The sequence below is a fragment of the Streptomyces poonensis genome (assembly GCF_014650915.1).
GTDB classification, from domain to species: domain Bacteria; phylum Actinomycetota; class Actinomycetes; order Streptomycetales; family Streptomycetaceae; genus Streptomyces; species Streptomyces poonensis.
The window spans coordinates 605,543-628,908 of sequence record NZ_BMVW01000002.1; the positions used below are offsets into that span (position 1 = coordinate 605,543).

Below are 23,366 nucleotides of genomic sequence, written 5' to 3' on the forward strand. Positions count from 1 at the left end.
CACGGTGCCGTCGCGTACGGCGTGACGCGGTCCGCCCAGCGGTGGGGCTAGCGGTAGAGAGCGGGGCGTTCGATCATCTCCACCTCGACCCGGACGCCCTCGGTCAGGGCGCGAACGCCCGCCTCGCAGACGGCCGCCGCGGCGTAGCCGTCCCACACGCTCGGGCCGGTGACCTCACCGCGCCGGGTGGCGTCCACCCAGGCCTGCACCTCACGGTCGTAGGCGTCGGCGAAACGTTCCGTGAAGTCCTGGACGATGGTGCCGCCCCACTGGCCGGCCGTCTCGGTGACGAGGGACTGCTCCTCGCCGATGCGGGCGGTGCCGCGCTCGCAGACCGCCTCGGCCTTCACCTGGTAGCCGAAGCCGGTGTTGACGTTCATCTCGACGTCGACGAGCGCGCCGCCGTCGGTCTCGAAGATGACGAACTGCGGGTCGGCCAGGCCCTCGGGCGCGTTCGAGGACGGTCGCGGGCGCAGCACGGTGACCGCCGTGATCTCCTGGTCCAGCAGCCAGCGGGTGACGTCCATCTCGTGGACGACGGAGTCGTTGATGAGGTTGGCGCTGGTGAAGCCGGGCGGGCTGGAGGCGTTGCGGTGCCGGTTGTGCAGCATCAGCGGCCGGCCGAGGCTCCCGCCGTCCAGCAGGGCCTTGAGCTTCATGTACTCGGCGTCGTACCGGCGCATGAAGCCGACCTGGACCCGGCGGTGGCCGAGCTTCTGCTCGGCCTGAAGGACCCGCAGCGCGGAGGCCGCGTCCGGGGTGAGGGGCTTCTCGCAGAGCACGGGCAGGTCGTGCGCGAAGGCCGTCAGCAGGTCCGCCTCGTGGGCGGGACCGGGCGACGCGATGAGGACGGCGTCCACGTCGTCGGCGGCCATGGCGGCGGCCGCGTCGGAGTAGGCGGTGCAGCCCTCGATGCCGTCGGCCAGCCGCTTGGCGCGCTCCGCGTCGAGGTCCACGACGGCGGCCACACGCGCCCCGCTGATCACCTCGTCGATACGGCGTACGTGGTCGGCCCCCATGCGGCCGGTGCCGATGACGGCGACCCCGAGCGTTCCGCGCTGAGTCATGGTGGGTGGTCGTCCCTTCGGGTGGATCTTTTGGGACACGCACATCATGTGCGTGTACGACGTCTGTGCGTATACGACGTCGACGGCACCGCTGCCCGGCTTCCGTCACTGAGCCGGGCCGGGCCCGCCGGCGGGCAGCCGTACGGGCCCGGCTCGGTCCAGGAACAGCCGGACGCGGCCGTCAGGAGGTCTTCTCGGACGAAGCCCCGGACGAGGCCTCGGCCGAGGCCGCGGCAGGGGCCTGCACGTCCTCCTCCCCGGGCAGCTCCGCCACGTCGACGCCGCGCACCTGGGCCAGCTCGTGCTTGAGCGCGGTGAGCTCGGCGCCGCCGGCCATGTGGTTCGTCAGCTCTTCGACGGTGATCTCGCTGCGGGCCGCGCTGAGCTCCAGGGTGCCGAGGCGCAGCACGCTGAAGTGGTCGCCGACCATGTAGGCGTGGTGGGGGTTGTGGGTGATGAAGATGACGCCGAGGCCGCGGTCGCGGGCGGCGGCGATGTACTTCAGCACCACACCGGACTGCTTCACACCGAGGGCGGCGGTCGGCTCGTCCAGGATGAGCACGCGCGCGCCGAAGTGGACGGCGCGGGCGATGGCGACGCACTGGCGCTGGCCGCCGGAGAGCGTGCCGATGGGCTGTTCCAGGTCGTCGAGGACGATGCCCATGGCGCGCAGTTCCTCGTCCGCGGTCTTCTTCATCCGCTCGATGTCGAGGCGGCGCAGCGGCCAGGGGCCCCGGGTCAGCTCGGAGCCGAGGAAGAAGTTCCGCCAGACCGGCATCAGCGGCACCGTCGCCAGGTCCTGGTAGACGGTGGCGATACCGCGGTCCAGGGCCTCGCGCGGGGTGCTGAAACGTACCGCCTCACCGTCGACGAGGAACTCGCCCTCGGTGTGCTGGTGCAGTCCGGAGACGATCTTGATGAGGGTGGACTTGCCGGCGCCGTTGTCGCCCAGGACACAGGTGACCTGGCCGGGACGGACGGTGAGGTCGACGCCGTGCAGGGCGCGGACGTTGCCGTACGACTTGCCCGCGGCGCGCAGTTCCACGAGGGGGGCGCCGTCCTCGGGCGCGTCCTTGACGGCCGTGCCGCCGGTCGCGGTCCCCTTGCCCTTGTCGTTGCCGTTGCTGGTCATGGATCGGGTCACCTCCTGGTCGCCTGGCGGCGGACCCACAGATTGACGAGGGCGGCGAGCAGGAGCATCACGCCGAGGAACGCCTTGAACCAGTCCGGGTTCCAGTTGGCGTAGACGATGCCCTGGGACACCATGCCGAAGATGAAGGCGCCGATCACCGGGCCGACCGCGGAGCCGTAGCCGCCGGTGAGCAGGCAGCCGCCGATGACCGCGGCGATGATGTACAGGAACTCGTTGCCGACGCCCTCGCCGGACTGCACCGTGTTGAACGAGAACAGCAGGTGCATGCCGACGAACCAGGCGCCCAGGCCGACGCCCATGAACAGGGCGATCTTGGTGAACTTGACCGGGACGCCGACCGCGCGGGCGCTGTCCTGGTTGCCGCCCACCGCGAAGATCCAGTTGCCGAACTTCGTGCGCAGCAGCAGCCAGGTGGCGAGGGCGGCGAAGACCAGCCAGTAGAAGATGGTGATCTTGAAGTTCACCCCGCCGATGGAGATCTCCGAGGCGAAGACCGACTTGGCCTGGTCGAAGCCGTCCATGTCGCTGATCGAGTCGCTGGCGACATTACCGGTGAAGATCTTGGTGACGGCGAGGTTGGCGCCCTGGAGGATCAGGAAGGACCCCAGGGTCACCAGGAAGCTGGGCAGCCCGGTCTTGATCAGCAGCCAGCCGTTGAACGCGCCGACGGCGAGCGACGCGATCAGCGCGACGATCACGCCCGTCCACACGTTCACCGTCAGCTGGTAGCTGAGGATGGCGGCGGTGAGCGCGGACGTGGTCACCGCGACACCCGCGGACAGGTCGAACTCTCCGCCGATCATCAGCAGCGCCACCGGGAGCGTCATGATGCCCATGACGGACGCCTGGTAGAGCACGGTGGCGAGCGAGCTCGCCTCGCGGAACGGCGGGGCCACCGCGAAGAAGAAGACGTACACGCCGACGGCGGCGATCAGGGCGCCGACCTCCGGCCGGCCCAGCAGCCGGCGCACCACCGAGCGCTCGGCGGTACGGCCGTCCTTCCCGCCGGCCGGCGAGTCCGGCGACGCGGGTTCCGCCGCCGGTGCCGTTGCCTGGGACATGGTCATCACCGGGTGCCCTTCGCGGCGTACTCGGCGACGGTGTCGACGTTGGACCCGTCGACGAAGGCCGGGCCCGTCAGGACCGGCTGCTCACCGCCGCCGCTGTAGTTGCCGTTGTTCTCGTAGAGCCACAGCGAGTCGATCGCGAGGTAGCCCTGGAGGTAGGGCTGCTGGTCGACGGCGAACTCGATGTCGCCCTTCTTGATCGCGCTCGTCAGTTCCTTGTTCATGTCGAACGTGGCGATCTTCGCCTTGCCGCCCGCGTCGGCCACCGACTGCACGGCGGTCATCGCGAAGGGCGCGCCGAGCGTGACGACCTCGTCGATGGAGCTGTCCTGCTTGAGCTTGGCCGTGATGGTCGACTTCACCGACGGCATGTCGGTGCCGTTGACGTTCAGCGTCTCCGTCTCGCCCTCGAAGGTCTTCTTCACCCCGGCGCAGCGGGACTCGAGCCCGACGTTGCCCTGCTCGTGGATCACGCAGACGGCGTGCTTGGCGCCCGTCTCGTTCAGCTTCTTGCCGAGCGCCTCACCGGCGACGGACTCGTCCTGGCCGAAGAAGGACAGCAGGCCCAGGGACTGCCACCGGTCCATGCCCGAGTTGATGCCGACGACCGGGATGCCCGCCTTCTCCGCCTTGGCGATGACGTCCTTCATGGCGTCCGGCTTGGCCAGCGTGACCGCGATGCCGTCGACCTTCTGGTCGATCGCGTTCTGGACGAAGTTCGCCTGGTTGCCCGCGTTGGGGTCGGCCGAGTAGACGAGCTCGACGTTGTCCTTGTCGGCGGCGGCCTGGGCGCCCTTGCGGACGATGTCCCAGAAGGTGTCGCCGGGCGCCTGGTGGGTGACCAGGGCGACCGTCATCCGGGGGGTGTCGGCCTTGCCCGCGGCGGCGTCGGCGGCGCGCTCCTCCGCCTTCTTGCCGCCCGAGCTGCTGGAGCAGCCCGCTATGAGCAGCGCGCTCGCCGCGGCGAGCGCGACGAGCGGGGCGCCTCTGCGCGCGCGACGGGAGCGGGGGCGAAACGTGCGGTCCATCTTTCCAGCACCTCACTGTGCGACCGGGGAGAACAGGTACGAGACGGCGTCGGGCGTGGAAGACCCGCGCGGTCCCGGGCGGGGAGCCCGGGACATTGTGCCGTGTGGCGGCGGTTTCGCTGGGACGGGATACAAGTGCGTGCCCGCCCAGGCTGTCAATCCTTTGTCAAGACATCACTTCACACAGACATCGCTTCCCGCGCAGGTCCGAATGTAAGTACAAATGCTTGACAGGGGCGCGTCCGGAGTCCTACACCTGGGATACATCCGGGCCCGGGTGCCCGCATCCCCCCGCGCCCCCCGGGCCGCCGGCCCGCCGCCCCGACCGAGGAGTGACGCGCATGCCTGAGACCGCCGGACCGCTCGACACCGGTTCCTTCGAGGTCGGCGAGGCCGGATCGTTCGATCTCATCACCATGGGACGGATCGGTGTCGATCTCTATCCGTTGCAGACCGGGGTGCCGCTGCCGCAAGTCGAGTCCTTCGGGAAGTTTCTTGGGGGGTCGGCGGCCAACGTGGCCGTGGCCGCCGCACGTCTTGGCCACGCTACCGCTGTGATCACACGCACCGGAAACGACCCCTTCGGTACGTACCTGCACCAGGCCCTGAGGGGATTCGGGGTCGACGACCGTTTTGTCACCCCGGTCGATGCCTACCCTACGCCCGTCACGTTCTGTGAAATCTTCCCGCCCGACGACTTCCCGCTCTACTTCTACCGCCGGCCCAAGGCCCCGGACCTCGAGATCCACGCCGACGAGCTGGATCTGGACGCGGTCCGGGCGGCCCGGATCTTCTGGATCACCGGCACCGGCCTGAGCGAGGAGCCCAGCCGCTCGGCCACGCTCGCCGCCCTCCGGGCCCGCACCGGGTCCGGCACCACGGTGTTCGACCTGGACTGGCGGCCGATGTTCTGGCAGGACCCGGAGAGCGCCCGCCCGTACTACGCGGAGGCGCTGCGGCACGCGACCGTCGCCGTCGGCAACCTCGACGAGTGCGAGATCGCCACCGGGGTGCGCGAGCCGCACGCCTGCGCCGAGGCGCTGCTGGAGGCCGGCGTCGAGCTCGCCGTCGTCAAGCAGGGCCCGAAGGGCGTGCTCGCCGTCCACCGCGACGGCACCACCGCCGAGGTCCCGCCGGTCCCCGTGGAGGTCGTCAACGGCCTCGGCGCCGGCGACGCCTTCGGCGGCTCCCTCTGCCACGGTCTGCTCGCCGGCTGGGACCTGGAGAACACCATGCGGTACGCCAACGCGGCCGGCGCCCTCGTCGCCTCCCGCCTCGCCTGCTCCTCCGCGATGCCGACGGCGTCCGAGGTCGAGGAACTGCTCGCACGGGGGTGAACGCCGGGGACGGGGCCGATCGGGACCGGGAACTGGGCCTGCGCGCGCGGGCGGCCGGGTTCCTGGTCGGGGGACTGCTCGCGCGGACACGGGCGCTGCTGGGTCTCCGGTCGGGTGGGTCCCGATCGGGTGGGTCCCCAGCCGAAAGCCGGCTGCCGGGCGTCGCGGCGAGGCCCCACTCACGCGGAAAGGCCGCCGAACCCGTACGTCAGGGCCTCCTCGCACGGCGCGCTGCCACCGATCCCGGCCACCGCCCTCAGGAGGCTCGGAGACCGCGCACCACCCGGCCGACCGGCCACCGCCCCCAGGAAGCCCGGAGACCCCGCACCACCCGGCCCGCCGGCCGCAGGCCTCCCGTGGGAGCCGAAGTCCCATACCCGCCGACCGCCCTCAGGCCCCGAGGGAACCGAAGCCGCGTCCCCCGCCGACCACCACCCCGAAGCCGACGCCTCCTCCCCCGCGCCGCCGACCACCGCCACTCCCGAACGGAGCCCGTCATGAGCATCAGCATCCCCGACCTCGTCTCGGTGCGCGCCCGGCACCCGGAGGCCATAGCCGAGGCCGCCGGCCGACGTGTGCGCCGGCCGCTGATCGGCGACAGCGGCCGGCTGATGATCGTGGCCGCCGACCATCCCGCCCGCGGCGCCCTCGGGGTCGGCGACCACCGCCTCGCCATGGCCAACCGGGCCGACCTCCTGGAACGGCTGTGCACCGCGCTGGCGCGGCCCGGCGTGGACGGCGTGCTCGCCACCGCCGACATCCTGGAGGACCTGCTGCTGCTGGGCGTCCTGGACGGCAAGGTCGTCATGGGCTCCATGAACCGCGGGGGCCTGGCCGGGGCGTCCTTCGAGATGGACGACCGCTTCACCGGGCACCGCGCCGAGGATCTCGAACGGCTCCGCTTCGACGCCGGCAAGCTGCTGCTGCGCATCGACTACGACGACCCCGGCTCCCTGCGCACGCTGGAGGCCACGGCCCGGGCCGTCGACGACATGGCGGCCCGCCGCCTGCCCGTGTTCGTGGAGCCGTTCATATCCCGCCGCGTGGCGGGAGGGATCCGCAACGACCTGAGCCGCGAGGCCGTCACCCGCTCCATCACCATCGCCTCCGGCCTCGGCGGCACCTCCGCCTACACCTGGCTGAAGCTGCCCGTCACCGAGGACCCCGACGACATGGCCGGAGCGCTGGAGTCGTCCACGCTGCCCGCGGTGCTGCTCGGCGGCGAGGTCGGCAGGGACCAGGAGGCGGCGTACGAGAGATGGCGCAAGGCGTTGAGGATGCCCACCGTGCAGGGCATGGTCGTCGGGCGCTCCCTGCTCTACCCCGCCGAAGGCAGCGTGGAGACCGCGGTCGACACTGCGGTGTCGCTGCTCTGAACCCCCACTCCCGTCCCCTGTGCCGTCGAACCCGCCGCGAGTCGAGCCGAGGAAGCACCCACATGACCACCACGCACCACATTCCGGCCGGGAAGTCCGGCGACGACGCCCACACCGTGCACATCACCCCTGAGTCGGCCGGCTGGGGGTACTCCGCCCTGCGTGTGCTGGAGCTGCCCGCCGGCGGCCGGCACGACTTCGCGACCGGCGACAGCGAGTGGATCGTGCTGCCGCTGTCCGGGGCCTGCACGGTCGCCGTCGACGGCGGCACGTTCCGGCTGCACGGCCGGGAGAGCGTCTTCAGCGGGGTCACCGACTTCGCTTACGTGCCCCGGGACACGGAGGTCTCCCTCACCTCGCCCGCCGGCGGCCGCTTCGCCCTCACCGGGGCCCGCTGCGAGCGCCGCCTGCCCGCCCGCTACGGTCCCGCGTCCGCCGTCCCGGTGGAGCTGCGCGGTGCGGGCAGCTGCTCCCGCCAGGTCAACAACTTCGGCGCGGCAGGCGCCTTCGCATGCGACAAGCTGATCGCCGTCGAGGTGATCACCCCCGGCGGCAACTGGTCCTCCTTCCCGCCGCACAAGCACGACGCGCACCGGCCCGGCGAGGAGTCGGAGCTGGAGGAGATCTACTACTTCGAGTTCGCGGACCACGAGGGCACCCCCGGCCTCGGCTACCAGCGGGTCTCCCCCTCGGGCCACGGCACCGGCACGGATGTGCTGGCCGAGGTCAGGAGCGGGGACGTCGTGCTGATCCCGGACGGCTGGCACGGCCCCTCCATGGCCGTCCCCGGCCACGACATGTACTACCTCAACGTGATGGCGGGCCCCGACCCCGACCGCGCCTGGCTGATCTGCGACCACCCGGACCACGCCTGGATCCGCGGCACCTGGCCCGGGCAGCCGGTCGACCCCCGGCTGCCGCTCTACACCGCCCCCGAGCAGTGAGGACCCGATGAGCCACTCCACCCCGTCAGTACGCCGCCTGACCGTCGCCCAGGCACTGGTCCGGTTCCTGTCCGCCCAGTACACCGAGCGCGACGGCGTACGGCGCCGCCTGATCGCCGGCACCTGGGGCATCTTCGGCCACGGCAACGTCGCCGGCCTCGGCCAGGCCCTCCTGGAGGCCGGCGAGGACACCATGCCCTTCCACCAGGGCCGCAACGAGCAGGCCATGGTGCACGCGGCCGTCGGCTACGCCCGCCAGCTGAACCGGCTCTCCGCGCAGGCGGTGACGACGTCCATCGGCCCCGGCGCCACCAACCTCGTCACGGGCGCCGCCCTCGCCACCATCAACCGGCTGCCGGTGCTGCTCCTGCCCGGCGACTACTTCGCCACCCGCGCCGCCGACCCGCTGCTCCAGCAGCTGGAGCACCCGTCCGAGGCCGACGTGTCCGTGAACGACACCCTGCGCCCGGTCTCCCGCTACTTCGACCGCATCACCCGCCCGGAGATGCTGATCCCGTCCGCGCTGAACGCGGTGCGGGTGCTGACCGACCCGGCCGAGACCGGCGCGGTCACCCTCGCCCTGCCCCAGGACGTGCAGGCGGAGGCGTTCGACTGGCCGGAGGAGTTCTTCGCCGAGCGCGTGTGGCCCGTACGCCGTCCCGCGCCCGACCCGCTGGAGCTCGCCGAGGCGGTACGGGCGATCCGCGCCGCCGAGCGCCCGCTGATCGTGGCGGGCGGCGGCGTCCACCACAGCGAGGCCGAGGAGGCCCTCGAGGCGCTGGTGGACGCCACCGGCATCCCCGTCGCCTCCACCCAGGCGGGCAAGGGCTCACTGCGCCACGACCACCCGGCCGACCTCGGCGGCATCGGCCACACCGGCACCGCGGTCTGCGACGACCTCGCCCGCACCGCCGACCTGGTCATCGGCGTCGGCACCCGCTACAGCGACTTCACCACCGCCTCCGGCACCCTCTTCCAGAACCCCGACGTCCGCTTCCTCAACCTCAACATCACCGCCTTCGACGCCCACAAGCTGGCCGCCCGCACCCTGGTCGCCGACGCCCGTACGGGCCTCACGGCACTCGCGCGCGAGCTGGACGGCCACCGGGTCGACAAGGCGTACGAGGCGGAGTACCGCGCGGGCAAGGAGCGCTGGGAGCGTGTCGTGGAAGCCGCCTTCCGCGCGGACGACGACAGCGCCGTACCCACCCAGACGCAGGTCCTCGGCGCGCTGGACGCGGTCGTCGGCGACGACGACGTGGTGATCAACGCGGCCGGCTCGCTCCCCGGCGACCTGCACAAACTGTGGCGGGCACGCTCACCGCGCCAGTACCACCTGGAGTACGGCTACTCCTGCATGGGCTACGAGATCCCGGCGGGCATCGGCGTCCAGCAGGCCGCGCCCGGCACCCCGGTCTGGTCACTGGTCGGCGACGGCACCTACCTGATGATGCCGACCGAGATCGTCACCGCCGTCCAGGAGGGCCTGCCGGTCAACCTGGTCCTGCTCCAGAACCACGGGTACGCCTCCATCGGCGGCCTCTCCGAGGAGACCGGCGGCGAGCGCTTCGGCACCGCCTACCGCTACCGGGCGGCCGACGGCACCTTCACGGGCGCCCCGCTGCCGGTGGACCTCGCCGCCAACGCGGCCAGCCTCGGCATGGACGTCCTGCGTGCCAAGACCGTCGGCGAGCTGCGCGCCGCGCTCGCCGAGGCCCGCGCCTCCGACCGGCCGACGTGCGTGTACGTCGAGACCGACCCGGCGCCCTCCGCTCCCCCGGCCGAGGCCTGGTGGGACGTGCCGGTCGCCGAGGTGGCGTCCCGAGACGCGGCGGTACGGGCCCGCGAGAGGTACGACCGCCACACCGCCGCCCGCCGGCGGCACCTGTGACCGCCCGGCACCCGGCCGGCTTCCCCTCCCATGCCGACCGCAAGGTCATGTCAGGACAACACGATGAAAAGGGCTCCTGTCATCGTGATGTCATCGTGACCGACGGATAGGCTCCCCCGGTGACCCGTACCGCTTCCGCCCGCCTCGGCCTCGCGCTCGACCGCACCAGCCCCGTGCCGCTGTACCACCAGCTCGCCCGGCAGCTGGAGGCGGCGATCGAGGGCGGCGCGCTGGGTCCCGGCAGCCTGCTCGGCAACGAGATCGAGCTCGCCGGGCGCCTCGGGCTGTCCCGGCCGACCGTGCGCCAGGCCCTCCGGTCACTCGTCGACAAGGGCCTGCTCGTGCGCCGCAGGGGCGTCGGCACGCAGGTGGTCCACAGCCGGGTCGGGCGCCCGATGGAGCTGACCGGCCTGTACGACGACCTGCCGGCCGCCGGAGAGAGCTCCGCGACGCGGGTGCTGGGCAACGAGGTGGGACCGGCGCCGGCCGGGGCCGCGGCGGCCCTGGGGATCGCCGAGGGCGCGCCGGTCCACCACGTGCGGCGGCTGCGCCTCGCCCACGGCGAGCCGGTGGCGCATCTGTGCACCTTCGTCCCCGCGGACCTCCTCGCCCTCGGCACGGACGACCTGGAGGAGACCGGCCTGTACCGGATGATGCGGAGCGCGGGGATCACGCTGCACAGCGCGCGGCAGTCCGTGGGCGCCCGCGCGGCCACCGCCGAGGAGGCCGGGCTGCTGGGCGAACCCGAGGGCGCCGCGCTGCTGACGATGCGGCGCACGGCGTACGACGACACCGGCCGCGCGGTCGAGTACGGCACCCACGTCTACCGGGCCTCGCGCCACTCGTTCGAGCTGCAGCTCCTGGTACGGAGCTGACGGCCGCCGGGCAGCCGCGCGCCCGGGCCGCTCAGCCCAGCTCCACCCAGCCGCCCCGCTCGGCGGACCGGGCCATGGCGTCCAGCGCGGTGGCCATGTGCACGGCGTCGTCCAGCGTGGGGCCGTACGCGGTGCCGTCGGCGATCGAGCGCAGGAAGTTGTGCGCCTCGATCACCTTGAGGTCGTCGTAACCCATGGCGTTGGCGGAGCCGGGCTGGAAGGCGGCGTACTCGCCGTGGCCCGGGCCGACGTACACGGTGCTGACGGGCTGGTCCTGGTAGGCGGTGCCGCGGCTGACGCGCAGCTCGCCCATGCGGCGGAAGTCCCAGGACACCGCGCCCCGGGTGCCGTGGACCTCGAAGCCGTAGTTGTTCTGCTCGCCGACCGAGACGCGGCAGGCCTCCAGCACGCCGCGGGCTCCGGAGGCGAAGCGCAGCAGGCAGTTGACGTAGTCCTCGTTCTCCACCGGGCCCAGTTCCCCGCCGGTGGCGCGGGAGTGGCCGGCCGTGGCGCCCGTGGGGCGGGCCCGCTCGGGCACGAACACGGCGGTGTCGGCGGTCAGCGACGTGATGTCGCCGAGCAGGAAGCGGGCCAGGTCCACGCCGTGCGAGGCGAGGTCGCCGAGCACCCCGCTGCCGCCGCGCTCACGCTCGTAACGCCAGGTCAGGGCACCCTCAGGGTGGGCGGCGTAGTCGCTGAAGAGACGGATGCGGACATGGGTGACGGCGCCGATGTCGCCGGCGTCGACCATCTGCCGGGCGGCGGCGACCGCGGGGGCGTTGCGGTAGTTGAAGCCGACGGTGCCCTGGACGCCGGCCCCGGCGACGGCATCGGCGACCGCGCGGGTGTCGTCGGCGGTCAGGCCGACCGGCTTCTCGATCCAGATGTGCTTGCCCGCCTCGGCCATCGCGACGCCGATCTCACGGTGCAGGAAGTTGGGGGCGGTGATGCTGACCGCCTGCACGCGGGGGTCGGCGGCGACCTCCCGCCAGTCACGGGCCGTCCCGGCGAAGCCGAACTGCGCGGCGGCCTCCTCGGCCCGGCCCGGCACCTCCTCGGCCACCGTCACCAGTTCGGGGCGGACGGCCAGGTGCGGGAAGTGGTGCGGGACCCGCGCGTACGCCTGGGTGTGCACCCGCCCCATCCAGCCGAACCCCACGACGGCGACGCCGACCCTGCTCACCATGACTGACTGCCCTTCTTTGGACCGTTCCAGAGTTCAGAGCACTTCCCGCTCCCTCTGCCGACCATGACAGCACATGCTGTTTCCTTTGACAGGTCCGGGACCCTTATGGAACGGTCCAAAGCATGAGACCACCGACCATCCGCGACGTCGCCGAGCGGGCCGGCGTGTCCAAGTCGCTGGTCTCGCTCGTCCTGCGCGGCTCGGGCCACGTCCGGCCGGAGAAGCGGCGGGCCGTGCTGGCCGCCGTCGAGGAGCTCGGGTACCGGCCGAACGCCGCCGCCCGCAGCCTGAGCGAGCGCCGCCCCCTGCCAGGGCCCGCCGGCATCGACCGCGCGGAGCGGACGCCCGTCGTGGGTGTGCTCCTGAACGACCTGCGCAACCCCTGGTTCGTGGAGCTCCTCGACGGCCTCGGCTCCCGCCTGCACGACCGCGGTCTGCAGATGCTCCTCGACGACGGCCGGCTCAACCGCCGCCGCGGCGAGAACCTCACCCGCACCTTCACCGCCCTCGGGGTCGACGGCCTGATCGCGGTCGGCACCCTGCCGCCCTCCCCGGCGCTGGAGACGGCGGCCGAACGGATCCCCACGGTGGTCGCGGGCGCCCGCGAGCCCGTGCTGCCCCGGGTGGACGTCGTCGCGGGCGACGACGAGCACGGCGCGCGTCTCGCCACCGAGCACCTCATCGGGCTCGGCCACCGGCGCATCGCCCACATCGCCGGGCAGGGGGTGGTCGGTGAACTGCGCCGCCGCGGCTTCACCTCGGTGATGCGCGAGCACGGCCTGGCGCGCACGGCAATCGTGGAGCAGGGCGACCTGACCGAGGAGGGCGGCTACCGGGCCGCGGTCCGCCTGCTGAGCGCCCCCGAACGCCCCACGGCCGTCCTCGCGTTCAACGACATCGCCTGCATCGGCGCCCTCTCGGCCGCCGAGGGCCTCGGCCTGCGGGTGCCGCACGACCTGTCCCTCGTCGGGTACGACAACACCTACCTCTCCCGGCTGCGGCACCTGTGGCTCACCACGGTCGACAACGCCGGCCACGAGGTCGGCCGCCGGGCCGCGCAGTGCCTCCTCGACCGCATCGCCGCCCCGGACCGGGACGCCGAGACCGTCCTCACCGCCCCGTCCCTCGAGGTGCGGGGGACGACGGCACCGCCGGGCGGGGCACCGGCCTGACGAGGCGCGCAGGATACGGCACTTCCCGGCGTCCCGCCCGCCCGCGGGCGCGGCCGGAGGTGCCCGCTTATCGTGAGGCGGGGGGCAATCCCGGCCCGCGGCCGGACGTCCCTGGAGGCACGCATGCTGTCCACGTACAGACGCTGCGCGGCCGGAGCCGCGACCGTGGCACTGGCTCTGCTCGGGACCGGCCGGCCCCCGGCGGCCTCGGCGGACACCGGCGGACCCGAGCTGTCCCGCTTCTACCACCAGCGGATCGAGTGGGGCCCGTGCGAGGGCGTGGAGATGCCGGCGGACCTGCGATGCGGGAAGGTGACCGTACCGCTGGACTACGCTCGGCCCGGCGCCGGCACCCTCGACCTGGCGATGGCGCGGTACGAGGCCACCGGCAAGAAGAAGCGCGGTTCCGTGCTGCTGAACTTCGGCGGTCCGGGCGGCGCGGGGATACCCCTGCTCGCCCACAGCGGCGAGGATTTCATGGGGCTGACGGACGGCTACGACGTGGTGACCTTCGACCCGCGCGGTGTCGGCCGTTCCTCCCCCGTCAGCTGCGGCGAGGGCACCGACCAGTTCCTGGAGGCCACGGACGACAGCGACGACGCACGCGACCCCCGGGCGTCGCTGAAGCTGCTGCGGAAGGCCGCCGCCGCCTGCCGCGAGCACTCCGGTCCCGTCCTGCCGCACATCGGAACGGTCAACGTCTCCCGCGACCTGGACGTGATGCGCGCGGCCCTCGGCGACGACAAGCTCGACTACCTCGGTTTCTCCTACGGCACCCGGCTGGGCGCGGTGTACGCGGCGCAGTTCCCCGACCGGGTCGGGCGCATGGCCCTGGACGGCGTGGACACGCTCACGGACACCCCCTCCGAGCAGGGCCTGGCGGCCGCGCGGGGCCAGCAGACCGCGCTGGAGCACTATCTCGAGGCGTGCACCGAGGAATTGACCTGCCCGTTCGGCGAGGACACCCGCTCGGCCCGGGAACAGGTGGTCGCCCTGGTCCGCTCGCTGGACGAGAACCCGGTACCGACGGCCGACGGCCCGGAGCTCACCGGCGAGGACCTGGTGGGCGCCATGAGCCAGGCGCTGTACAGCGAGGAGCTGTGGCCCGCCCTCACCGAGGCGCTGAGCTCCCTCCTGCTGGACGGCGACACCCGGCGCGTGCGGGAGCTCGCGGGCGGCGGCTCCGCGGCACCGTACCCGTTGCGCGCCGACCCTGCGGACGGCGACCGGAAACCGGGCCGTGACCAGGGCGGTGGCCTCGTGGCCGAGGAGGACGTACCGCTCGACAACCTGCCCGCCGCGCTGATGGCCGTCAACTGCGCGGACGACCCCGACCGCCCGTCCGCCGGGTGGATCACCGAGGAGATCGGCCGGCTGCGCGCCGCGTACGAGAAGGCGTCCCCGGTCTTCGGGCCGTACCGGCTCACCCAGGTGCTGATGTGCCACGGCCGCCCCAAGGGCACCGACTTCGTCCAGCAGCGGGTGCGCGACGTGGACACCGCGAAGATGCTCCTCGTCGGCACGCGCGGCGACCCCGCGACGCCGTACCGCTGGACGGTGGAGACCGCCCAGCGGCTCGGCCCCTCGGCCGTGGTCCTCGACAACAGGGACGACGGGCACACCGGGTACGGATCGTCGAAGTGCGTACACCGCAAGATCGACGACTTCCTGCTGTACGGTTCACTGCCGGACCACGGGAGTTCGTGCGGTCCGGAGGACTGAAGGCCGGCCGGGCCCGGCACGACTGCCGTGCACCGGCTCCGACGGCGCGTCAACTTGCCCCGGGATCCTGCCACTTCGGCGCGGCGGGCGCATCCCGTACGGGCGTCGAACGCGCGACCTGGGAGGCCTGCGGCATATGCCGGAAGCACCACCGCATCGGGTGTTGCCGAATCCCTTACAGCGCGTCGCGGGCTGTGCAACAGTCGTAACCGGTCCTTTCGTCCGTGTTGGCCGTACCGCCCCGCATCGGAGTACGTCATGCCGTCCCATCTCTCTGCGGACCGCCCACCGGCCCAGCCGCCCGAGCGCGGCCCCGTGGACGCGCTGATCACGCAGACACGGCGGCTGCGGGGCGATGTGGACGCGGTGCGCAGGGACACCCGGAGCGACGACACGGCCCCCGAGGGACGCTGGCAGCGCGCCCTGTACGACCTGGCCCTGCACCAACTGGACGACCTCGACGAACACCTGGCCCAGCTGCGGGACGGCCCGCCCCCGGCGCCGGCGGACGGCGGCCCCGGCCGGGGCACGCCCGCCACCTCCCTCAGCGGCTCCCTGCTCAGCCGCGTCGGCAGCGCCGAGTGGAACCTGCTGACGGACGAGGCGAACTGGTCCGCCGAGCTGTACCGCCTCCTCGGCCGCGATCCCGCCACTCCCGCGCTCACCCTGGACGAGCTGCCGTCGCTGGTGCTGGACGAGGACCGGTGCCGGCTGACCAGAATGGTCACGGACTGCCTGGTCGACGCCCAGCGCATCGACGGGGAGTTCCGCGTGGTGCGCCCCGACGGCACCGAGCGCACCGTGCACATGATGGGCGAGCCCGTGCTCGACGCCGACGGCAGCACCACGTCCATGTGGGCCGTGCTGCGGGACGTCAGCGAACTGCGGCGCAGCCAGCGGACGGTGAGCGAGACCCGTGACTCGCTGCAACGTCAGCGGCAGATCGCCCGGAGCGAGCACCGGCTCGCGGTCGAGCTGCAGGAGGCCGTGCTGCCGCCGTGGCAGGGCTCCCTGCGGCTCCCGCGCACCGGCCCCCAGACACTCGACCTGGCCGCCCGCTATCTGCCCTGCGCGGTCAGCGAGCTGATCGGCGGCGACTGGTACGACGCCCTGGAACTGCCCGGCGGGGACACCCTGCTGACCGTGGGCGACCTCACCGGTCACGGCGTGTCCGTCACCTCCGGCATGGCGATGCTGATCGGCGCCCTGCGCGGCATGGCCATGACCGGTACCGCGCCCGGCGACCTCATGGGCTGTCTCAACCAGCTGCTCGACGCCGCCGTCGAGCCGGCCCTCGGCAGCGCCGTGTGCTGCCGCTACCGGCCGGAGACCCACGTCCTCACCTGGGCGCAGGCCGGACACCCCGCCCCGCTGCTGTTCCGCGACGGGACGGGGTGCGCACTGACGGCACCGGAGGGCGTCCTCCTCGGAGCGACCTCGGGCGCCGCCTACGGACAGGCCGAGGTGGTCCTCCGCCAGGGCGATCTGCTGCTGCTGCACACCGACGGACTGGTCCCCCGGCACAGCGGCACCGAGGCCGCCCGCAGACTGCTCGGACTCGCTTCCCGCCTCGACGGGGCCCGCACCGCCCAGGACTGCGTACGGACGGTCGTCGAGGAGTTCGGCGGGACCGAGCGCGAGGACGACGCCTGTGTGCTCGTCGCACGGGTCGTGTCCTGAGACCTGTCTGCCTGTTCTGCCTGTTCAACAGCCGACCGCAGCCGCAGCCGACTACACCCGCGTGCTGTTGCCTCCGGCGGACTTCCACTGTCCCTTGGGCAGCGCCCGCTCGATCTCCTCCCGCAGGTCCTGGATCTTCGGAAAGCTGGAGTACTGCCCGGTGAGCCGGTACATCTCGCGCAGCCGGTCCCAGGTGCGATGGGAGGAGTTCGTCCCCATCGACGTCAGGGCCAGCCGGGCATAGGTGTCCGCCTGTTCGGGGTCGTCGGCGATGAAGCAGGCCGACGCCAACGAGATGTGGTCGAAGATCTTCGACCGGTCCCGGCCCGCCTCCCGCAGCCGCAGTGCCTGTTTGGCGTGGCGCTGGGCGTCACCGGCCGCGGCCGGCTCGTGCTCGGCGAGCGTGCGGTAGGCGAGGGCCTGCATGCCGTGCAGGTCCGCGTCGTCGAACATCTGCATCCAGCTGGGCGGCGGTACGTCTCCCCGATCGGAGACGAACAGCTCCTCCGCCTCACCGAGGGTGCGCCGCATGGCCTGGCCCTTGCCCATGGACGCCTGTGCCCAGGCCTCGATGGTGAAGAGCATGGCCTTGGTGCGCGGCAGCACCTCGTCGCCGGAACCGGACTTGGCGAGCTTCATCAGGTCGAGCGCGTCGTCGGGCCGGCCCAGGTGCACCATCTGGCGGGCCGCCCGGGACAGCGCCTCCCCCGCGCGGGGCCGGTCCCCGCCTTCTCTGGCCGCGTGCGCGGCGATCACGAAGTACTTCTGCGCCGTGGGCTCCAGGCCGATGTCGTGCGACATCCAGCCCGCGAGAACGGCCAGGTTGGCGGCGACGCCCCACAGGCGCCGCTGGAGATGGTCGGGGTGGTGGTAGGCGAGCATGCCGCCCACCTCGTTGAGCTGTCCCACGACAGCCTTGCGCTGCAGCCCGCCGCCGCGGGATGCGTCCCAGGCCCGGAACACCTCTACCGAGCGCTCCAGTTCCTCGATCTCCTGCGACCCGATGGGGGCCGCCTCGTAGCGGTCGTACCCAGCGGGGTCGGCGTGCAGGGGGTTGTCGAGTCGGGGAGCGTCGGCAGCGAGGGCCGGATCGGTGTGCAGCCAGTCGTGCATGGCGCTGCTGAGTGCGGATCCTGCGGCGAGCGCGGCGCCCGCGCCCACCAAGCCGCGTCGGTTGAGCATGAGGTCCATTCCCGTGAATTCGGTGAGGACCGCGGCGGTCCGTTCGGGCGCCCACGGCACTCCGTCGGGATGTTCCGCACTCCCGCCGCCCTGCCGTTTCCCCGTGCGCCCGTGCCGGACCAGACCGAGGTCCTCGATGGTCACGACACGGCCGAGACGCTCGGTGAACAGCGCCGCCAGCACCCGCGGTACGGGATCGCGCGGGATCTCTCCCATGTCAATCCAGCGCCGCACCCGCGAGGTGTCCGTGGCCAGCTGGGGGTGGCCCATGGCCGCCGCCTGCCGGTTGACCAGCCTCGCGAGTTCGCCCTTGGACCAGCCGGCCAGGCCGAACAGGTCCGCGAGACGGGTGTTGGGTTGTCCGCTCACGTCAAGCCCCCAGGGTTCTCGGCTGACTTGACAGTAGCCCTGTGTCAGTTGCTGCGGGACTATTCGCCAGGGTTCGCCAGGGCACGCCAGATGGTGTGCCACCGGCGATCGGGTGTCGGGTAGGAACGCGCCACCCCGACCCGGTCGCCGAGGGAACATTCCCCAGGGTGCGACCAGGCGGCCGGGCCGGGTCAGGCGTCGAACTCTCCGGCACACGAAGGGATCTGTTCCGCCCATGCACGCAGCATCGTCCTCCGTGTCCGCCCCTCCCCGGTCGCTGCGCTCCCGCCCCGGGAGCGGCGGCCCCTATCCCGACCCCGCGCACCCGGCGGCCGCCGTGCTCGGCGCCGGCCGGACGCGGCGCGCTCCGGGGCCCGGTCCCCAACCGCTCAGCGGGAGACTCGACTTGTCCGGCCCCCAGGGCGCGCAGCTGCGCGCGGCGATCGCTTCGGTGCATCGCATCTGCCCGGAGTTCACTCCCGTGCAGGTGCTGCGCCGAAGCGGGCGCTCCGTGCTCCTCGTCGGCACGACGGGCCGGAGCAGCGCCGTCGCGAAGTGTCTGCTGGACCGCTCCCCTATGTGGGCCGACCGGTGCCGGCACGAAATAGCTGCTTACCGCTCGTTCGTCCGGCACCGGCCGCCGGTCCGGGTGCCTCGGCTGATCGCGGCGGACCCGGACAACTGCACCCTGGTGATCGAGCGGATGCCGGGCCGGGCGGCCGCGCTGCAGCGGCATCCGCTGGAGGCACCGACCCGCGCGGACATCCGGGCGGCGCTGGGCGCGATCTGCCGGCTGAACGCCTGGCGGCCCCCGGCGGGCACGTTCGACGCGCCGCTGGACTACGCGGAACGGATCTCCCGCTTCCACGACCTGGGTCTGCTCACGGACCGGGACATGGGCGACCTGCAGAAGCTGCTGCACGGCATCGCGCATTCGGCGGGCCGGCAGGGCATGGGCCAGTTCTGCCACGGCGACGCCCTGCTGTCGAACATCCTGCTCTCCCCGGCGGGCCCCGTGCTGGTCGACTGGGAGCACGCGGGCTGGTACCTGCCGGGGTACGACCTGGCAACGCTCTGGGCGGTGCTCGGGGACGCCCCGGTCGCGCGCCGCCAGATCAGTCAGATCGCCCAGTCGGCGGGCCCGGCGTCACGGGACGCGTTCCTGGTGAACCTGATGCTCGTGCTGACCCGGGAAATCCGTACCTATGAGACGGCCGTGCAGCGTTCGATGCACGACACGGCCCCGGCGGCCCCGGGACCGGCCCACCCGGGTGCTGCGCCGTCCGGCGAGGAACAACGGCTGCTGCTGAGGCGGCTGCACGACGACTGCCAGCTCGCCCGCCGGGCTGTACGAGCGGCGGTCGGCACTCGCTGACGGGGGATGACGGTCCGCGGTGCGCACGGGACGAGGGCGCACCGCGGACCTTCGTCGTGCGCGCGGCCGCACTGTCGCACCCACTGGTCCAGTCCACTGACGCTCCGCAGGCCCCGCCGCCACCGTCGTGGAAAAGACTCGCCGGACCCCTCCTGACATCGGCTTTCGCCATTACCGGCGCATGATTGACGGATCGCCGGTGAGCCGATACCACTACTGAGCCACAATCCGCTTGTCATCGTGTGCCCCCGCTCAGGCCCGACCGTTCCAGGAGGCTGCTTTGCGAGGATCCCCCACCGTCCCGAGGCCCGTCGCCGGGCACAGACGCGCACGCAGTACGGCAGCGGTCACCGTCGCCTCGGCGGCGCTGCTGCTGCCCCTGCTCGGCGCGGCCCCGCACGACGCCGCGGCCCGGGACTCCGCCGGGCTGCAGGACGCCTTCGCCGCCGCGGCCGCCCGGTACGACGTACCGCAGAGCGTCCTCCTCGGCGTCTCGTACCTGCAGTCCCGCTGGGACGCGCACGGCGGGGCGCCGAGTGTCACGGGCGGCTACGGTCCGATGCATCTGACCGACGCCCGTAGGGCCCTCGCCGAGGCGCCGCCCCACAGCGAGGGCGCGGAGGACCCCCGCGGCGACGTGGCGCGGCCGATGACACCCCCGGCCGCGGACATACCGGAGGACTCCGAACTCCCCGCGCGGCTGCGGACGTTGCCGAAGGCCGCCGAACTGACCGGCCTGCCGGCCGAGGAACTGCGCACGGACGCCGCGGCCAACGTGGCGGGCGGGGCCGCGCTCCTCGCCGCCGCGCAGCGGGACCTCGGCGCGCCGGCGAGCGACGACCCGGCCGACTGGTACGGGGCGGTGGCGCGGTTCTCCGGCGCGGACGACCGCGCGACGGCCGCCGCGTACGCGAACGACGTCTTCGAGGTGATCCGCACCGGCCAGCGGCGCACCACGGACGCCGGTCAGCGGGTGACCCTGACCGCCGAGCCCGGGCTGCGCCCGGACACGGACCGGCTCACACGGGCCGGGCTGCGCGCGACGGACACGGACGGCACGGAGTGCCCGCGGACCGTGTCGTGCGAGTGGATCCCCGCCCCGTACGAGGAGTTCGGCGAGGGCGACTACGGCAACCACGACCTGGCGGACCGTCCGGCGTCGCAGCGCATCGAGTACATCGTCGTCCATGACACCGAGGCCACCTGGGACACCACCCTGAAGCTGGTCCAGGACCCGACCTATGTGTCCTGGCACTACTCCCTGCGCTCGACCGACGGCCACATCGCCCAGCATCTGAAGGCGAAGGACGTGGGCTGGCACGCGGGCAACTGGTACGTCAACGCCAAGTCGATCGGCCTGGAGCACGAGGGCTTCCTCGCCTCGCCGGACGCCTGGTACACGGAGGCGATGTACCGGACGTCGGCCCGTCTGGTGAAGTACCTCGCCGCGAAGTACCGCGTCCCGCTGGACCGTCAGCACATCCTCGGCCATGACAACGTGCCCGGGGTGACTGCCGCGAACATCCCCGGCATGCACACCGACCCCGGCCCGTACTGGGACTGGCGGCACTACTTCACGCTGCTGGGTAAGCCGTTCACGCCCACGGCGGGCCCGAAGGGCGGCCTCGTCACCATCGCGCCCGTCTTCTCGGAGCACCGGCCGGAGTACACCGGCTGCGCGAGCGCGGGCGAGCCCTGCCCGGTGCACGGCTCCAGCGCCGTACGGCTGCACACGGCGCCCGACGAGAACTCCCCGCTGATCAAGGACATCGGCCTGCGCCCGGGCGGCGGTGACTCGACCGTCGACGTCAACGACATCGGCTCGCGTGTGTCCACCGGCCAGCAGTACGCGGTCGCCGGCCGTGCGGGCGACTGGACGGCGATCTGGTACCTGGGCCAGAAGGCCTGGTTCCGCAATCCGGCGGGGCAGCCGACGGCGGTGCACGCGGCCGGCCCGGTCGTCACCCCCAGGAAGGGCCTCGCCGAGGTCCCCGTGTACGGCAGGGCGTACCCGGAGGCGGCGGCGTACCCGGAGGGCGTGCCGGTCCAGGCGGTCTCCCCGTTGCCGTACAAGCTGCTCGCGGGCCAGCGGTACGCGGCCGGCGGCAAGGTCCCCGGCGAGTACTTCTACGCGCCGTCCTTCGACACGAGCGTGCACCGGGTCGTGGTCGGTGAGGACCAGTACTACGAGATCCAGTTCGGCCACCGGGTGGCGTATGTGCGGGCGGCGGACGTCCGGGTGCTTCCGTCGGCCGTGGCCACGTCCTCGTAGGAGACACAGGGTCCTTCAGGAGACATTAGTTCCTGGTGGAGGACATGACGAAGGGCCGGGGTACGGCTCCCCGGCCCTTTCGCATGTCCGCTCCACGGGCCCGGTCCGGCACGTGCGGCCGGGCGTGCGGAAGCCCGCTCAGCCCTGCTGGAACAGCTCCGCCGGCAGCGGCTTCAGCAGCGCGTACAGGTCGTCCGTGATCGGGCGGTCCCAGGCGGCGATGGTCACCAGGACATTGTCGCTGCGGTCGAACTGGACACAGGAGACCCGGCTCTCGGAGAGCTTGAGCCGGCGCACGATCAGCAGGTTGTCGCCCTGCATCACGGGGACGTCCTCCGAGCCGACGACCGTGACGTCCTCGTCGTTCTCCAGCGCCAGCAGCAGCTGGCCCACCTCGAACGGGACCTCGCCCTCGGCGACCTCGCGCGCCGGGGAGCCCTCCGGGAGGTTGCCGATGATCATCGCGGGGCCCCGGCCGCCGAACAGGTCGTAGCGCAGGAAGACACCCTGGCAGCTGCCGTCGGGGGCGGGCAGCAGGCCCGCGCCGAGGTTGCCGGGCCAGTCACCCGGGTCCATGGCCAGTACGTCGAAGTCGGGCCCTGCGGGAGTGGCGCTGCGGCGGCGGAGGAAGGACATGCGGCCATGGTACGTGCACGTGCGGATTCCGTGACGTGCGGGCGAGGGGCGGAAACCCGAGTCGTACGGGCGTGCGACGTCACTCCTTCTCCGTGGTCTGATCCGGTGCCGGCGGTACCACCGCGACCGGGCTCGCCGCGTGCAGCAGGACGGCCTGGGTGACGGAGCCCATCATGCGGGCGGGGGCCAGGAGGCGGCGGCGGTGGCGGCCCACCACCACGAGGGCGGCGTCCCGGGAGGCGGCCACGAGATGGCCGGCGGCGTCGCCCGCGAGCACGGTGAACTCCACGTCGACCCCTGGGTGCCGGCCGCGGTGCGCGGCGGTGAGGCCCTCCGCGAGAGTGCGGGTCTCCCGGGCGACGGCGTCCGGGTCGATCATCGGAGGCGGGAAGTCCCCCGGCACCGTCCACGTCCCCAGCGGCCATGGATAGGCGGCCACCACCTGGAGGCGGGCCCCACGGCGGCCCGCCTCCGCGAAGGCGAAGCCGAGCGTGACCTCGTCGGGGCTGTCGGTGTGCAGTCCGACGACGACGCGCGGCCCCGGCGCGAGCGGCGGGGAGTCGTGGACCTCGCGGCCGGGCGGCGGCACGACGACCACGGGGCACTCGGCGTCCCGGGCGGCGGCCATGCCGTTGGAACCCAGGATCAGTCCGGCGAATCCGCCGCGGCCCCGTGAGCCGAGCACCAGCAGCTGGGCCGTGGTACCGAGCTCCGGCAGCACGGCACCGGGTGCGCCCTCCAGGCCCGCGTACTCCACGGCCGGTGGACCGGTCAGGTTCCTCAGCCGCGCGCGGATCTCGTCCAGCACCGGATCGTCGACGGGCGTGGGCGGTCCGGCGGCCAGCACCTCGGGTTGGGCCCAGTGCGCGTACTGCCGCACATGGACGACGCGCAGCGGGGCCTCGCGCAGCCGGGCGGCCGTGACGGCCCAGTCCAGGGCGCGCAGGCTGCCCTCCGATCCGTCGACGGCCGCGATGACCGGCGGAGTGCTCATCGAATCCTCGCTTCCGGGCACATGCTTCGTCTTCCCGGGG

Annotated in this window: 18 protein-coding genes; 10 read left to right on the plus strand and 8 right to left on the minus strand. The window is 72.8% G+C overall.

The features are described from left to right. Positions 1–47: 47 nt before the first annotated feature. From IE242_RS09565 to IE242_RS09580, 4 genes are all read right to left on the minus strand, one after another. Entirely contained in the window at positions 48–1,067 is a 1,020-nt protein-coding gene (locus IE242_RS09565) for a Gfo/Idh/MocA family protein (RefSeq protein WP_189857319.1), read from the minus strand. Between the two features lie 181 nt (positions 1,068–1,248). Next, positions 1,249–2,199 (minus strand): ATP-binding cassette domain-containing protein, encoded by a 951-nt coding sequence (locus IE242_RS09570; RefSeq protein WP_229858571.1) that lies wholly within the window; start codon positions 2,197–2,199, stop codon positions 1,249–1,251. Between the two features lie 8 nt (positions 2,200–2,207). Further along, positions 2,208–3,281, minus strand: coding sequence for an ABC transporter permease (locus IE242_RS09575; RefSeq protein WP_189857323.1), 1,074 nt, complete (start codon positions 3,279–3,281; stop codon positions 2,208–2,210). A 5-nt stretch (positions 3,282–3,286) separates the two neighbouring features. Further along, positions 3,287–4,315, minus strand: coding sequence for a sugar ABC transporter substrate-binding protein (locus IE242_RS09580; protein ID WP_189857325.1), 1,029 nt, complete (start codon positions 4,313–4,315; stop codon positions 3,287–3,289). Positions 4,316–4,656: 341 nt separating this feature from the next. Between IE242_RS09580 and iolC the strand changes: the two genes are divergently transcribed. The 5 genes from iolC to IE242_RS09605 all read left to right on the plus strand — a co-directional run bounded on the left by iolC (position 4,657) and on the right by IE242_RS09605 (position 10,738). Then, positions 4,657–5,652, plus strand: coding sequence for a 5-dehydro-2-deoxygluconokinase (iolC, locus tag IE242_RS09585; protein WP_189857327.1), 996 nt, complete (start codon positions 4,657–4,659; stop codon positions 5,650–5,652). A 497-nt stretch (positions 5,653–6,149) separates the two neighbouring features. After that, positions 6,150–7,028, plus strand: a complete 879-nt coding sequence (locus IE242_RS09590; protein WP_189857329.1) for a Cgl0159 family (beta/alpha)8-fold protein — start codon at positions 6,150–6,152, stop codon at positions 7,026–7,028. A gap of 62 nt (positions 7,029–7,090) precedes the next feature. Further along, complete coding sequence (gene iolB / locus IE242_RS09595; protein ID WP_189857331.1) at positions 7,091–7,972, plus strand: 5-deoxy-glucuronate isomerase; 882 nt, start codon at positions 7,091–7,093, stop codon at positions 7,970–7,972. Between the two features lie 7 nt (positions 7,973–7,979). Then, on the plus strand, positions 7,980–9,863 hold the full coding sequence (iolD, locus tag IE242_RS09600) for a 3D-(3,5/4)-trihydroxycyclohexane-1,2-dione acylhydrolase (decyclizing) (protein WP_189857333.1): 1,884 nt from the start codon (positions 7,980–7,982) through the stop codon (positions 9,861–9,863). A gap of 119 nt (positions 9,864–9,982) precedes the next feature. Next, positions 9,983–10,738: a GntR family transcriptional regulator gene (locus tag IE242_RS09605; protein WP_189857335.1), complete on the plus strand. Its 756-nt coding sequence runs from the start codon at positions 9,983–9,985 to the stop codon at positions 10,736–10,738. Between the two features lie 31 nt (positions 10,739–10,769). Here IE242_RS09605 and IE242_RS09610 read toward each other — a convergent pair whose 3' ends face one another. Continuing rightward, positions 10,770–11,924: a Gfo/Idh/MocA family protein gene (locus IE242_RS09610; protein ID WP_189857337.1), complete on the minus strand. Its 1,155-nt coding sequence runs from the start codon at positions 11,922–11,924 to the stop codon at positions 10,770–10,772. A gap of 122 nt (positions 11,925–12,046) precedes the next feature. On the opposite strand from IE242_RS09610, the gene IE242_RS09615 reads away from it, so the two are divergent. The 3 genes from IE242_RS09615 to IE242_RS09625 all read left to right on the plus strand — a co-directional run bounded on the left by IE242_RS09615 (position 12,047) and on the right by IE242_RS09625 (position 16,498). Beyond that, a complete protein-coding gene (locus IE242_RS09615; protein WP_189857340.1) occupies positions 12,047–13,096 on the plus strand; it encodes a LacI family DNA-binding transcriptional regulator in 1,050 nt (349 codons plus the stop codon). Positions 13,097–13,219: 123 nt separating this feature from the next. After that, entirely contained in the window at positions 13,220–14,818 is a 1,599-nt protein-coding gene (locus tag IE242_RS09620; protein ID WP_189857342.1) for an alpha/beta hydrolase, read from the plus strand. A gap of 258 nt (positions 14,819–15,076) precedes the next feature. Beyond that, on the plus strand, positions 15,077–16,498 hold the full coding sequence (locus IE242_RS09625; RefSeq protein ID WP_189857344.1) for a PP2C family protein-serine/threonine phosphatase: 1,422 nt from the start codon (positions 15,077–15,079) through the stop codon (positions 16,496–16,498). 51 nt (positions 16,499–16,549) lie between these two features. Here the strand turns inward: IE242_RS09625 and IE242_RS09630 are convergent, their stop codons facing one another. Next, complete coding sequence (locus tag IE242_RS09630) at positions 16,550–18,049, minus strand: DNA-binding protein NsdB (RefSeq protein ID WP_189857345.1); 1,500 nt, start codon at positions 18,047–18,049, stop codon at positions 16,550–16,552. A 235-nt stretch (positions 18,050–18,284) separates the two neighbouring features. Here IE242_RS09630 and IE242_RS09635 point away from each other — a divergent pair, with 235 nt between their 5' ends. Both IE242_RS09635 and IE242_RS09640 read left to right on the plus strand, forming a co-directional pair. Next, positions 18,285–19,424 carry an aminoglycoside phosphotransferase family protein gene (locus IE242_RS09635; protein WP_189857346.1) on the plus strand — a complete coding sequence of 380 codons (1,140 nt, stop codon included), beginning with the start codon at positions 18,285–18,287 and terminating at the stop codon, positions 19,422–19,424. A 280-nt stretch (positions 19,425–19,704) separates the two neighbouring features. Beyond that, positions 19,705–21,696: an N-acetylmuramoyl-L-alanine amidase gene (locus IE242_RS09640; RefSeq protein WP_189857347.1), complete on the plus strand. Its 1,992-nt coding sequence runs from the start codon at positions 19,705–19,707 to the stop codon at positions 21,694–21,696. Between the two features lie 138 nt (positions 21,697–21,834). Here the strand turns inward: IE242_RS09640 and IE242_RS09645 are convergent, their stop codons facing one another. Both IE242_RS09645 and IE242_RS09650 read right to left on the minus strand, forming a co-directional pair. After that, the gene (locus tag IE242_RS09645) at positions 21,835–22,332 is read right to left on the minus strand and encodes a glycosyltransferase family protein (protein WP_189857348.1); all 498 of its coding nucleotides are present in this window, start codon (positions 22,330–22,332) and stop codon (positions 21,835–21,837) included. A gap of 79 nt (positions 22,333–22,411) precedes the next feature. Beyond that, a complete protein-coding gene (locus IE242_RS09650; RefSeq protein WP_189857349.1) occupies positions 22,412–23,326 on the minus strand; it encodes a universal stress protein in 915 nt (304 codons plus the stop codon). Positions 23,327–23,366 lie beyond the last annotated feature (40 nt).

Coding starts and splice junctions, on each gene's coding strand:
- IE242_RS09565 (WP_189857319.1), bottom strand. CDS start 1,067: ATGACTCAGCGCGGAACGCTCGGGGTCGCCGTCATCGGCACCGGCCGC.
- IE242_RS09570 (WP_229858571.1), bottom strand. CDS start 2,199: ATGACCAGCAACGGCAACGACAAGGGCAAGGGGACCGCGACCGGCGGC.
- IE242_RS09575 (WP_189857323.1), bottom strand. CDS start 3,281: ATGTCCCAGGCAACGGCACCGGCGGCGGAACCCGCGTCGCCGGACTCG.
- IE242_RS09580 (WP_189857325.1), bottom strand. CDS start 4,315: ATGGACCGCACGTTTCGCCCCCGCTCCCGTCGCGCGCGCAGAGGCGCC.
- iolC (WP_189857327.1), top strand. CDS start 4,657: ATGCCTGAGACCGCCGGACCGCTCGACACCGGTTCCTTCGAGGTCGGC.
- IE242_RS09590 (WP_189857329.1), top strand. CDS start 6,150: ATGAGCATCAGCATCCCCGACCTCGTCTCGGTGCGCGCCCGGCACCCG.
- iolB (WP_189857331.1), top strand. CDS start 7,091: ATGACCACCACGCACCACATTCCGGCCGGGAAGTCCGGCGACGACGCC.
- iolD (WP_189857333.1), top strand. CDS start 7,980: ATGAGCCACTCCACCCCGTCAGTACGCCGCCTGACCGTCGCCCAGGCA.
- IE242_RS09610 (WP_189857337.1), bottom strand. CDS start 11,924: ATGGTGAGCAGGGTCGGCGTCGCCGTCGTGGGGTTCGGCTGGATGGGG.
- IE242_RS09615 (WP_189857340.1), top strand. CDS start 12,047: ATGAGACCACCGACCATCCGCGACGTCGCCGAGCGGGCCGGCGTGTCC.
- IE242_RS09620 (WP_189857342.1), top strand. CDS start 13,220: ATGCTGTCCACGTACAGACGCTGCGCGGCCGGAGCCGCGACCGTGGCA.
- IE242_RS09625 (WP_189857344.1), top strand. CDS start 15,077: ATGCCGTCCCATCTCTCTGCGGACCGCCCACCGGCCCAGCCGCCCGAG.
- IE242_RS09635 (WP_189857346.1), top strand. CDS start 18,285: ATGCACGCAGCATCGTCCTCCGTGTCCGCCCCTCCCCGGTCGCTGCGC.
- IE242_RS09645 (WP_189857348.1), bottom strand. CDS start 22,332: ATGTCCTTCCTCCGCCGCCGCAGCGCCACTCCCGCAGGGCCCGACTTC.
- IE242_RS09650 (WP_189857349.1), bottom strand. CDS start 23,326: ATGAGCACTCCGCCGGTCATCGCGGCCGTCGACGGATCGGAGGGCAGC.